At 44.4% G+C, this 11,949-nt stretch carries 8 protein-coding genes and 1 pseudogene; 3 read left to right on the top strand and 6 right to left on the bottom strand.

Features of this window, described 5'->3' with window-relative positions; genetic code table 11:
- Window positions 1-47: 47 nt before the first annotated feature.
- Complete coding sequence (gene can / locus ACED42_RS05370; RefSeq protein WP_009847590.1) at window positions 48-707, top strand: carbonate dehydratase; 660 nt, start codon at window positions 48-50, stop codon at window positions 705-707.
- A 95-nt stretch (window positions 708-802) separates the two neighbouring features.
- Here the strand turns inward: can and hpt are convergent, their stop codons facing one another.
- On the bottom strand, window positions 803-1,333 hold the full coding sequence (hpt, locus tag ACED42_RS05365) for a hypoxanthine phosphoribosyltransferase (protein ID WP_135382731.1): 531 nt from the start codon (window positions 1,331-1,333) through the stop codon (window positions 803-805).
- Window positions 1,334-1,670: 337 nt separating this feature from the next.
- Here hpt and ACED42_RS05360 point away from each other — a divergent pair, with 337 nt between their 5' ends.
- Window positions 1,671-2,276, top strand: coding sequence for a LuxR/HapR/OpaR family quorum-sensing transcriptional regulator (locus ACED42_RS05360; protein ID WP_012604737.1), 606 nt, complete (start codon window positions 1,671-1,673; stop codon window positions 2,274-2,276).
- A gap of 450 nt (window positions 2,277-2,726) precedes the next feature.
- Here the strand turns inward: ACED42_RS05360 and lpdA are convergent, their stop codons facing one another.
- The 5 genes and pseudogenes from lpdA to ampD form a co-directional block, all read right to left on the bottom strand.
- Complete coding sequence (gene lpdA / locus ACED42_RS05355; RefSeq protein ID WP_012604738.1) at window positions 2,727-4,157, bottom strand: dihydrolipoyl dehydrogenase; 1,431 nt, start codon at window positions 4,155-4,157, stop codon at window positions 2,727-2,729.
- Between the two features lie 242 nt (window positions 4,158-4,399).
- Window positions 4,400-6,292: a pyruvate dehydrogenase complex dihydrolipoyllysine-residue acetyltransferase gene (gene aceF, locus ACED42_RS05350; RefSeq protein ID WP_102433045.1), complete on the bottom strand. Its 1,893-nt coding sequence runs from the start codon at window positions 6,290-6,292 to the stop codon at window positions 4,400-4,402.
- Window positions 6,293-6,318: 26 nt separating this feature from the next.
- Window positions 6,319-8,982: a pyruvate dehydrogenase (acetyl-transferring), homodimeric type gene (gene aceE / locus ACED42_RS05345; protein WP_371701738.1), complete on the bottom strand. Its 2,664-nt coding sequence runs from the start codon at window positions 8,980-8,982 to the stop codon at window positions 6,319-6,321.
- A gap of 62 nt (window positions 8,983-9,044) precedes the next feature.
- Window positions 9,045-9,806 (bottom strand): pyruvate dehydrogenase complex transcriptional repressor PdhR, encoded by a 762-nt coding sequence (pdhR, locus tag ACED42_RS05340; protein WP_009847596.1) that lies wholly within the window; start codon window positions 9,804-9,806, stop codon window positions 9,045-9,047.
- 482 nt (window positions 9,807-10,288) lie between these two features.
- Window positions 10,289-10,889, bottom strand: a pseudogene (gene ampD, locus ACED42_RS05335) (1,6-anhydro-N-acetylmuramyl-L-alanine amidase AmpD).
- Window positions 10,890-10,972: 83 nt separating this feature from the next.
- On the opposite strand from ampD, the gene nadC reads away from it, so the two are divergent.
- Window positions 10,973-11,863, top strand: a complete 891-nt coding sequence (nadC, locus tag ACED42_RS05330) for a carboxylating nicotinate-nucleotide diphosphorylase (RefSeq protein WP_102249157.1) — start codon at window positions 10,973-10,975, stop codon at window positions 11,861-11,863.
- The last annotated feature ends 86 nt before the right edge of the window (window positions 11,864-11,949 follow it).

The following is an 11,949-nucleotide window of genomic DNA, read 5'->3' as shown; positions in this document are numbered from 1 at the left end:
ACATTGTGTATAGTTAGAGTTCTTAATTAAGGGATGTAAGACGCAAAATGCCAGAGATTAAACAGCTTTTTGAAAACAACTCTAAATGGTCAGAAGAAATTCGCTCTCAACGACCAGAGTATTTTACAACGCTTGAAGAGGGTCAAAGCCCTGGTTTTCTATGGATAGGCTGCTCAGATAGCCGCGTTCCAGCCGAGCGTCTCACTGGTTTGTATTCTGGCGAACTGTTTGTTCACCGAAATGTCGCTAATCAAGTAGTTCATACCGACCTAAACTGCTTATCAGTAGTGCAATACGCTGTCGATGTACTCAAAGTGAAACACGTTATTGTTTGTGGTCACTACGGCTGTGGCGGTGTTAACGCAGCGATTGATAACCCTAAACTGGGTCTTATCAACAACTGGCTACTCCACATACGCGATAACTATCTTAAGTACCGTAAGCAAATTGAATCTCTGCCTCGTGAACAATGGGGTGACAAGTTATGCGAAATTAACGTTGCAGAACAAGTCTACAATCTTGGTAACTCGACCATCATGCAAAGCGCATGGGAACGTGGACAAGATATTGAAATCCACGGTGTGGTTTATGGTATTGGTAATGGCAAGCTGCAAGATCTTGGTGTTCGTTGCTCAAGTAATGACACCTTAGAAAACAGCCACTTAGCGGCGCTTGATAAAATCCTATCGTCTCCAATCCTAGGTTAATTCTTAACGTCTAACCAATAGATATAAGAAAGAATAGATATAAGAAAGGCTCGCGTTTTGCGAGCCTTTTTTGTTTGTGTTCAACAGAGTCGTTATTACTCTTGAGGTACAACTTTACCGATGTACGGTAGGTGACGATATTTTTGTGCGTAGTCGATACCCACACCAACAACGAATTCATCTGGGATTTCAAAACCAATCCACTTTGTGTCTACAATGACTTCACGACGAGAAGGCTTGTCTAATAACGTACAAATTTCGATAGATTTAGGACCACGCAGGCTCAGAATTTCTTTTACTTTAGTCAGCGTGTTACCAGTATCGATAATATCTTCTACAAGTAGAACATCTTTACCTTGGATGTCATCATCAAGGTCTTTCAAAATACGAACATCACGTGTGCTTTCCATGCCGTTGCCGTAGCTAGACGCAGTCATGAAATCCACTTGGTGAGTTAAATTGATAGCACGAGCAAGATCCGCCATAAAGACAAAAGATCCGCGCAATAAGCCAACTAAAACTAGATCTTCGCTACCTTGGTAGTGCTCCGTGATCTGCTTGCCTAGTTCGTTCACTCGATCCTGAACTTCTTGCTCAGAGATCATGACTTCAACTGTATGCTTCATACTGCTCTCATTTTATTTGGTGATTACGACGAATGTTGACACTTTCGTCAGTTGTGTCGCTCAATTTTGTGCGTAAGTCTAGCACTGCTCAAATACCCACACCACCTTATGGTTCGAATTTACTGTTAGATTCTCAATGAAATGTGCATTGGTGCGTTATCCAATACTCGCATCCTTTCACATCAACACTGATCACGCTTTATGTATCAAGTTTGATGTAACTGTCTATAAAACAAGCACAAGGGATTGACCATTCACATATGCACCATTACACTCATCTTGGCTTAAATAATAATAAAATCATTAATATAAAAATTCGTTGGCAAGGAAAAACAAAATGGACTCAATAACGAAGAGACCTAGAACTAGGCTTTCACCCTTAAAAAGAAAACTTCAATTGATGGAAATCGCACTTGAAGTATTCTCTCGCCGTGGCATTGGCCGCGGTGGACACGCTGATATTGCCGACATCGCTCAGGTGTCAGTAGCAACAGTATTTAACTACTTCCCTACCCGTGAAGATCTGGTTGATGAAGTACTTAACCACGTTGTTCGTCAATTCTCGAACTTCCTTTCAGACAACATTGACCTAGATATTCACGCAAAAGAAAATCTACATAATATTGCGACTGAAATGGTGACGTTAGTGGCTCAAGATAGCAATTGGTTAAATGTATGGTTCGAATGGAGTGCATCAACTCGCGATGAAGTGTGGCCTCTGTTTGTAACCACTAACCGCACTAACCAGATGTTAGTACAAAACATGTTTAGCAAGGCGATTGAACGCGGCGAAGTCTGTGACGATCACGATCCTAAACATCTAGCAAATCTATTCCACGGCATTTGCTACTCGCTATTCATCCAAGCGAAACGTGTAGATACGCAAGAAGAACTTTCGACCTTGACGGATAGCTACTTGAACATGCTGTGCATTTATAAGTAGATTCGATCTTCGAACAAAACTAAAGGGTTGGCTTTTACGCTAACCCTTTTTTATTTCCTCTCACCTAATCAGATTCCCTATTCCTTCCTTCGTCACTCTAGAGAATGACGGATATAAAGAACTACTACGCTTAACTTCATCGTCATCGTAAACGACAGACGGAAAAATTAATTAGACACTAAAGCATGAGCTTCAACACTTTACTTCATCACCCTCAAGAGCGAGGGACGAGCGAGTTGGGGATCTCTTACAGGCAGGCAGGCAGCCATCTTTCTTCAGACATAAAAAAGCCACTGACGAATCAGCGGCTTTTATAATCTAGATATACTCAAAATAATTGGAGTTGCAGCTAGGCAACAAGTAAGTTCAGCCCTATGAGCATAGATTTACTATGTGATTAGGGTGAACTTACGCAGTTAACAACGCTGCGGCTTCAAGTATGAAGAGTATTTACTTTTTCTTTTTCACTGCTTTCTTATTTGGAAGGTCAGTGATTGAACCTTCGAATACTTCCGCAGCAAGACCAACAGACTCGTGTAGAGTTGGGTGAGCGTGGATAGTCAGTGCGATATCTTCTGCATCACAACCCATTTCGATTGCTAGGCCGATTTCGCCAAGAAGTTCACCACCGTTAGTACCAACAACAGCACCACCGATTACGCGATGAGTCTCTTTATCGAAGATCATCTTAGTCATACCGTCAGCACAGTCAGAAGCGATTGCACGACCAGAAGCAGCCCAAGGGAAAGTAGCAACTTCGTAGTTCAGGCCTTCCGCTTTCGCTTCTTTCTCAGTCTTACCTACCCAAGCTACTTCTGGCTCAGTGTACGCAATTGATGGGATTACTTTAGGATCGAAGTAGTGCTTCTTACCAGAGATAACTTCAGCAGCTACGTGACCTTCATGCACACCTTTGTGAGCAAGCATTGGTTGACCAACAACATCACCGATCGCGTGGATGTGAGGAACGTTAGTACGCATTTGCTTATCAACATTGATGAAACCGCGCTCATCAACTTCGATACCTGCTTTTTCAGCGTCGATAAGTGCACCGTTTGGAACACGACCGATAGCAACAAGAACTGCATCGTAGCGCTCAGCTTCTGCTGGTGCTTTCTTGCCTTCCATTGAAACGTAGATACCGTCTTCTTTCGCTTCAACCGCTGTCACTTTAGTTTCAAGCATTAGCTTGAACTTATCTTTAATGCGCTTAGTGAAGACTTTAACGATGTCTTTATCCGCAGCAGGGATAACTTGATCGAACATCTCAACAACTTCAACTTTAGAACCTAGAGAGTGGTAAACCGTACCCATCTCAAGACCGATGATACCACCGCCCATGATAAGCAGTTTTTCTGGTACTTCGTTTAATTCTAGTGCATCCGTAGAATCCCAAATACGTGGGTCTTCATGTGGGATGAAAGGAAGTTTGATTGGGCGAGAACCCGCAGCAATGATTGCGTTGTCGAAGTTAACAGTTGTTGCTTCGCCTTCGCCTTCAACAAGAATGCTGTTAGGACCAGTGAACTTACCGAAACCGTTAACAACAGTAACGTTACGCATCTTAGCCATACCGCCAAGACCGCCAGTTAGTTGATCAACTACTTTTTCTTTCCAGATACGGATCTTGTTGATGTCCGTTTGTGGCTCGCCGAATACAACGCCGTGCTCTGCCATCGCTTTAGCTTCTTCGATTACTTTAGAAACGTGAAGAAGTGCTTTTGATGGAATACAACCAACGTTTAGACATACACCACCAAGAGTGCTGTAACGTTCAACTAGTACTGTTTCTAGACCTAAATCCGCACAACGGAATGCCGCTGAGTAACCAGCAGGACCTGAACCAAGTACAACAACTTGGGCTTTAATTTCTTTGCTCATTGTGACCTCTTGTAGTCATTATCCCTAACAGGCTGAGTAGATGTTCTTAAAATTATTGGGCTTTCAAACAGGAAACATTTTACAGAGATGTTAACAGTGTGAAAGTAGCTTTAAGTTAGCCTGTGAGCTAGACAACAATTCCCCATCAGATTATGAGAAATGCAGGAAACTGTTCTCTAAAAATAGTCTTTATATAAAGAATTAAGGTGACCCGAAAGTCACCTTAATAATTACTTTCTCAATTACAGTACTAGACGACGAATGTCAGATAGTGCGCTGTTTAGGAAAGTAATGAAGCGTGCACCTTCAGCACCATCGATCACACGGTGGTCGTATGATAGAGACAGTGGAAGCTGTAGACGTGGTTGGAACTCTTTACCATTCCAAACTGGCTTAATTTCAGACTTAGATACACCTAGGATACCTACTTCTGGAGCATTTACGATTGGAGTAAATGCAGTACCGCCAATACCACCAAGGCTAGAGATTGTGAAACAACCGCCTTGCATGTCTGCCGCTGTTAGCTTACCAGAACGTGCTTTCTTAGAAACAGCCATTAGCTCTTCAGATAGCTCGTAAATGCCTTTCTTGTTCACGTCTTTGAAAACAGGAACAACTAGACCGTTTGGTGTATCAACAGCGATACCCACGTTTACGTACTTCTTAAGAATGATGCTTTCGCCATCTTCAGAAAGAGAAGAGTTAAACGCCGGGAATGCTTCTAGCGCTTTAGCAACAGCTTTCATGATGAACACAAGTGGAGTGATCTTCATGCCAGTGTCTTTCTTCGCTTCGATTGCGTTCTGTTCTTTACGGAATGCTTCTAGCTCAGTGATGTCTGCGTTGTCCCACTGTGTAACGTGAGGGATCATTACCCAGTTACGGTGCAGGTTAGCGCCAGAGATCTTCTTAATCTTAGAAAGCTTCTGAACTTCAGTTTCGCCGAACTTGCTGAAGTCAACTTTTGGCCATGGTAGTAGACCAAGAGCAGAACCGTCGCCGCCTTTGCCAGATGCAGCTGCACCAGACTCAAGACGCTTAAGTGCATCTTTAACGTAAGACTGAACGTCTTCTTTAAGGATACGGCTCTTACGACCAGTACCTTTAACCTTAGAAAGGTTAACGCCAAATTCACGAGCTAGACGACGAACTACTGGAGAAGCGTGAGCGTAGTCACCGTTCTCTTGGAAGTCGCCAGCTGCTGCTGGAGCCGCTGCAGGTGCTTCTGCTTTAGGAGCAGGTGCCGCCGCTGGAGCTGCTGCTTGTGCAGGTGCTGCAACAGGAGCAGGCGCTGCGCCTTCAACTACGAAAGTCATGATTAGAGAGCCAGTTGACACTTTGTCGCCAGCTGCAATCTTGATTTCTTTTACTGTACCAGCGAATGGTGCAGGAACTTCCATTGAAGCTTTGTCGCCTTCAACAGTAATTAGAGATTGCTCTTCTTCTACTGTATCGCCAACCGCTACCATGATTTCAGTAACTTCTACTTCGTCACCACCGATATCAGGAACGTTTACTTCTTTCTCAGCAGATGCTGCTGGAGCCGCTGCAACTGGTGCTGCCGCCGCAGGAGCCGGAGCTGCTGCAGGTGCTGAACCAGCCACTTCGAATACCATTACTAGAGAACCAGTAGAAACTGAATCACCAGAAGCGATCTTGATTTCTTTAACGATACCAGCGAATGGTGCAGGAACTTCCATTGAAGCCTTGTCACCTTCAACAGTAAGAAGAGATTGCTCTTCTTCTACTGCGTCACCGATAGCAACCATGATTTCAGTTACTTCAACTTCATCACCGCCGATGTCAGGAACGTGAACTTCTTTAAGCTCAGCTGCCGCTGCAGGAGCAGCTGCAACTGGTGCCGCCGCTTCAACTGCTGGAGCAGCCGGTGCTGCTGCAGCACCTTCCGCTTCGAAGATCATGATAAGAGAACCAGTAGAAACAGAATCGCCTTCTGCTACTTTGATTTCTTTAACGATACCCGCTTGAGACGCAGGAACTTCCATTGAAGCTTTATCGCCTTCAACAGTGATCAATGACTGCTCTTCTTCAACCTTGTCGCCAACGTTTACAAGAATCTCAGTTACTTCAACCTCGTCAGCACCGATGTCTGGTACATTAATTTCGATTGTCATTGTATTTACCTACCTTAATGCCAGTCTTATGCGTATTGCGGGTTAGTTTTTTCAGTGTCGATATCGAATTTAGCAATTGCTTCAACAACTACAGATTTCTCGATGTCACCACGTTTAGCCAGTTCAGTTAGAGCTGCAACTACGATGTAGCCAGCGTTAACTTCGAAGTGACGACGTAGGTTTGCACGGCTGTCAGAACGGCCGAAACCATCTGTACCAAGTACTTTGTAAGACTCAGTTGGCATGTACGCACGTACTTGCTCAGCGTAGTTCTTCATGTAGTCAGTCACTGCGATTGCAGGTTCTTTACCAAGAACAGTCGTGATGTACGGTACTTTCTCTTCAGCTTCTGGGTGAAGCATGTTGTCACGCTCTACCGCTTGGCCGTCACGAGTTAGTTCGTTGAACGACGTTACAGAGAATACGTCAGATGCTACGCCGTACTCTTCGCTTAGAATTTCAGCTGCTTTACGCGCTTCGTTCATGATTGTACCAGAGCTCATTAGTTGAACTTTGCCCTTAGCACCAGCGTGAGATTCAAGCTTGTAGATACCTTTACGGATACCTTCTTCAGCGCCTTCAGGCATTGCTGGCATTGCGTAGTTCTCGTTCATTACTGTTAGGTAGTAGTAAACGTTCTCTTGCTCAGGACCGTACATGCGACGGATACCGTCTTGCATAATTACCGCTAGCTCGTAAGCAAACGTTGGGTCGTAAGAGATACAGTTCGGGATAGTGTTCGCTTGGATGTGCGAGTGACCATCTTCGTGTTGTAGGCCTTCACCGTTCAGTGTTGTACGACCTGCAGTAGCACCTAGTAGGAAGCCACGAGCTTGTTGGTCGCCTGCTAGCCATGCCATGTCACCAATACGTTGGAAACCGAACATTGAGTAGTAGATGTAGAACGGGATCATCGGTAGATCGTTTGTGCTGTATGAAGTTGCAGCAGCAACCCATGAAGCCATAGAACCTAGTTCGTTGATACCTTCTTGAAGAACTTGACCAGACGTTGCTTCTTTGTAGTAAGAAACGATGCCTTTATCTTCAGGTGTGTATTCTTGACCGTGTGGGTTGTAGATACCAACCTGACGGAATAGACCTTCCATACCGAATGTACGAGCTTCATCACAGATGATAGGAACGATGTTCTTACCAATGTTCTTATCTTTAAGAAGGATGTTTAGCGTACGTACATAAGCCATAGTTGTAGAGATATCACGCTTCTGTTCACCTAGTAGAGGTGCGAATGCGTCTAGCTCAGGAACCTTGAACTCTTGAGTAAACTTAGGAAGACGTGCTGGTGTGTAACCGTGTAGAGCGTTACGACGAGCGTGCATGTATTCGTACTCAGGCGTACCTTCTTCCAGTTTCAGGTAAGGAAGTTCAGCGATCTTCTCATCTGAAAGGATGTCTTCTAGGCCTAGGCGATCACGTAGGTGTTGAACATGAGTCATGTCCATTTTCTTAACACCGTGTGCAATGTTCTTACCTTCAGCTGCATCACCCATGCCGTAACCTTTAACAGTCTTAGCTAGGATTACAGTTGGCTTGCCGTTTGTCTCTTTTGCATTGTTGAATGCAGCAAACAGTTTAGAAGAATCGTGACCACCACGCTTAAGAGCGAAGATTTCGTCATCAGTCATGTCTGCAACTAGTGCAGCTGTTTCTGGGTACTTACCAAAGAAGTGCTCACGTACGTATGCGCCATCTTTAGATTTGAATGTTTGGTAGTCACCATCGATAGTTTCATTCATTAGTTGAAGAAGCTTACCAGTCGTGTCTTTAGCTAGTAGAGAATCCCAGTTGCTACCCCAGATAACTTTAACAACGTTCCAACCTGCGCCTTTAAATAGGCCTTCAAGTTCTTGGATGATGCTACCGTTACCCATTACAGGGCCGTCTAGACGCTGTAGGTTACAGTTGATTAGGAAACATAGGTTGTCTAGCTTCTCACGCGCAGCGAAAGAGATAGCACCACGTGATTCTGGCTCATCCATCTCACCGTCACCTAGGAACGCGTATACACGCTGACCTGAAGTATCTTTCATGCCACGACCTTCAAGGTACTTAAGGAAGCGCGCTTGGTAGATAGCAGAGATAGGGCCTAGACCCATAGATACTGTTGGGAACTGCCAGAATTCAGGCATTAGTTTAGGGTGCGGGTATGAAGGGATACCTTTACCATCAACTTCTTGACGGAAGTTATCTAGCTGTTCTTCAGTTAGACGACCTTCAACGAATGCACGAGAGTAGATACCAGGAGAGATGTGACCTTGGTAGTAAACTAGATCGCCACCGTCGGTCTCGTTTGGAGCACGGAAGAAGTGGTTAAAACATACTTCGTAGAACGCAGCAGCTGACTGGTAAGAAGCCATGTGACCACCAAGGTCTAGGTCTTTCTTAGAAGCACGCAATACAATCATGATTGCGTTCCAGCGAATAATCGAACGAATACGACGCTCAAGAGTTACGTCACCAGGGTAAGCTGGCTCTTGTGCTGCTGGAATTGTGTTGATGTAGTTCGTGTTGATGCCTGTAGCCATATCAACACCATCTAAACGCGCTTTATCTAGAACTTGTTCTAGTAAAAACTGTGCACGTTCTACACCTTCTTCACGTACTACTGACTCAAGAGCTTCTAACCAATCTTGAGTTTCCAGAGCATCAACGTCATGCTTCATGTCAGACATGGCGATCTATCCTTTTTGTTAGTTGGATTCTACTAAACACGTAAAAAGCCGAAGTATTACGACTATTTACCCTGTTGGATTCGACGTAAAGAACGTTCGCGGCGCGACTCTTCTTTGGTCAAATCCATCAATGTTTCTTCGATGTAAGCTAAATGAGAGTGTGACATTTCACGCGCCTGTTCTGGCTGTCCTGAAACGATCGCATCTACAATATTAGCTCGATGTATACTCACTTTCTCCACAACGTCTTTACGACGATGCAACAGTTTTAAATTTTCTAAGACGTTTTGTTCGAGTAACGGAGCCAAACTACGAACAATGTGCAATAACACCACATTGTGCGCTGCCTCTGTTAAAGCAATAAGAAAAGCCATCACAGCTGCAGACTCGGCTTCAATATCACCCTTATCTTGCGCACCGCGAATTTTTTCTTGGCATGCTTGAATTCGAGCAAAGTCTTCATCAGTACCACGTAATGCCGCGAAGTAAGCCGAAATCCCTTCCATCGCATGACGCGATTCCAACAAGTCTAGTTGGGTTTCAGAATGGGAGGACAACAAATTAAGCAAAGGATCTGAAAAGCTTTTCCAGATATTTTCGCTAACAAACGTACCTCCACCTTGACGGCGAGTAAGCAAGCGTTTTGCTTCTAAACGTTGTATCGCTTCTCGGATTGAAGGACGAGACACATCGAACTGTTTCGCCAGTTCACGCTCAGGCGGCAGCTGCTGCCCTGGAGCCAGTGTTCCTTCCACTATCAACCTTTCTAACTCTTGTTCGATAACGTCCGAGAGTTTTGGCTGACGAATCCTTTGATAAGCCATAGTTTGTTGTTCTTCTTTTTCTTCGCTGACAATTGGTATTACCAATTTTAAGTTGGGCAGAAATTAACATAATTAAAACGCCACTGTCCAGACTAAAATTGACCTGAATCATAGAACACAGCACGAATTAACCATGATTTAACAAATGAAACTTAAAACAGCAACCAATTTGGTCTTACCATTTACAGGGGTAATACTTTTGGGGAGTATCCGTGCTAGAAAGTTTCAGGATAAAAATGGATTGTTTCAGAAAGATGAGTGCCACTTGATTAAAAATCCAACCAAGCGCACATTAGAGGTAGAAATCCTGTTCATAAGTTTTAATATTAGATCGTTTGATAAGCTCGTCACACTCTCGATTTATTGACGCCCTCCCCCTAACCACTTTATTTACATCGCAACAACAAAAATTCACAAGTCATTATGCTAGGCGTTGACTATTCAACCACCAGCAACAATAAGAGCATCTTCGATAATGAGGCTTAAACCTTGAGCTCGCCTTTAAACTTCTGCCAATCGAAAACCAAACCAGGGTCAGTTTTGCGTAGCGGGGCTATATATTGATGACCAGTGATACGCTCGGTGGTTATTTGAGGGAAAGTCGACACGATCGTTTCTGTTAATCGAGAAAGCGCTTGGTACTGCCGCTCTGTATAAGCGATAAAGTCGCTTCCTTCGAGTTCAATACCAATCGAGTAATCATTACACCTTTTACGCCCCGCAAAGCTCGACTGGCCTGCGTGCCAAGCTCGGTCAAGAAATGACACAAACTGTACCACCTCACCATCACGGCGAATCAAGCAATGTGCCGAAACGCCCATTTGGTGAATCACTTTAAAAAATGGATGATCTGCTGGATCAAGTTTGCCCGTGAAAAACTGTTCAATGTAAGGGCCGCCAAATTGGCCTGGTGGTAAACTAATGTTATGAACCACCAGCAGAGAGATATCGTCGGTGCTGGGTCTAGCATCAAAATACGGAGAAGGAACATGCCGAGCATTGTCGTACCATCCGTTGGAGCTCATCGTCATCTTAGTCTCGCTTTCTTTTCTACTAGCGCAATAAGATTGTGACTTTGCCCATAGAGCAGTCGCGCTAGCCTCTTTAATTTGAAGTTAAGCAAGAGTATCATTCCATTCCCACTCCCTTTCAAGATTAGATTTGCAATGAAAAACACACATAACAGCCACCAACGCCTTGATTACTTAAAAGAGCAACTGCCGCTAGAGATCACTCGCGCAGTCGCTGAGACCATCAAAGAAGATCTAGGTGGAACGTTAGATCCAGCGGCTGATATTACGGCAAGTCTAATCCCTGCAGACGCAATCAACAGCGCAACTATCATTACCCGTGAGCACGGTGTGTTCTGTGGTAAAGCTTGGGCTGATGAAGTGTTTAAGCAATTGGGCGGTGAAGTCACTATCGAGTGGAACGTAGAAGACGGTGACAAGGTTGAACCAAACCAAACACTTTGCACGCTAGCAGGCCCTGCTCGCGCACTTTTAACCGGTGAGCGTAACGCAATGAACTTCATTCAAACACTATCGGGTTGTGCGACGGCGACAGCAATCTACGCTGACAAAATCAAACACACAGAATGCCGCTTATTAGACACTCGAAAAACGATTCCTGGCCTTCGCAGCGCACTAAAATACGCTGTTGCTTGTGGTGGTGGCTTCAACCACCGTATTGGCGTTTTCGATGCGTACCTAATCAAAGAAAACCATATCATCGCATGTGGTGGCATTGAGAAAGCGATCTCGACAGCAAAAGAGCTGAACCCGGGTAAGCCAGTGGAAGTGGAAACAGAAAGCCTAGCAGAGCTTGAGCAAGCGATCAGCGCCGGTGCAGACATCATCATGCTAGATAACTTCACCACTGACATGATGCGTGAAGCCGTTAAAATTAACGCAGGTCGTGCAGCACTAGAAAACTCAGGTAACGTGACTTTAGATACGATTGCAGAGTTCGCTGAAACGGGTGTCGATTACATCTCAGTGGGTGCACTGACTAAGCATCTAAAAGCAATGGACCTTTCAATGCGATTCAAAGCTTAATCTCATAGTTCTATCAATCACTTAACTTCTAGGCATGGCAATCAGCCATGCCTTTTTATTGCTTTTATTATCAGTATATCAATCAG

The sequence above is a fragment of the Vibrio sp. FF145 genome (assembly GCF_041439075.1).
GTDB lineage: Bacteria > Pseudomonadota > Gammaproteobacteria > Enterobacterales > Vibrionaceae > Vibrio > Vibrio tasmaniensis_A.
The sequence above is the reverse complement of the archived record's forward strand: the minus strand, read 5'-3'. Positions and strand labels throughout refer to the sequence as shown.

What these genes read in the sequence shown, in the direction of transcription:
- can (WP_009847590.1), top strand. Translation starts at nt 48, where the DNA reads ATGCCAGAGATTAAACAGCTTTTTGAAAACAACTCTAAATGGTCAGAA.
- hpt (WP_135382731.1), bottom strand. Translation starts at nt 1,333, where the DNA reads ATGAAGCATACAGTTGAAGTCATGATCTCTGAGCAAGAAGTTCAGGAT.
- ACED42_RS05360 (WP_012604737.1), top strand. Translation starts at nt 1,671, where the DNA reads ATGGACTCAATAACGAAGAGACCTAGAACTAGGCTTTCACCCTTAAAA.
- lpdA (WP_012604738.1), bottom strand. Translation starts at nt 4,157, where the DNA reads ATGAGCAAAGAAATTAAAGCCCAAGTTGTTGTACTTGGTTCAGGTCCT.
- aceF (WP_102433045.1), bottom strand. Translation starts at nt 6,292, where the DNA reads ATGACAATCGAAATTAATGTACCAGACATCGGTGCTGACGAGGTTGAA.
- aceE (WP_371701738.1), bottom strand. Translation starts at nt 8,982, where the DNA reads ATGTCTGACATGAAGCATGACGTTGATGCTCTGGAAACTCAAGATTGG.
- pdhR (WP_009847596.1), bottom strand. Translation starts at nt 9,806, where the DNA reads ATGGCTTATCAAAGGATTCGTCAGCCAAAACTCTCGGACGTTATCGAA.
- nadC (WP_102249157.1), top strand. Translation starts at nt 10,973, where the DNA reads ATGAAAAACACACATAACAGCCACCAACGCCTTGATTACTTAAAAGAG.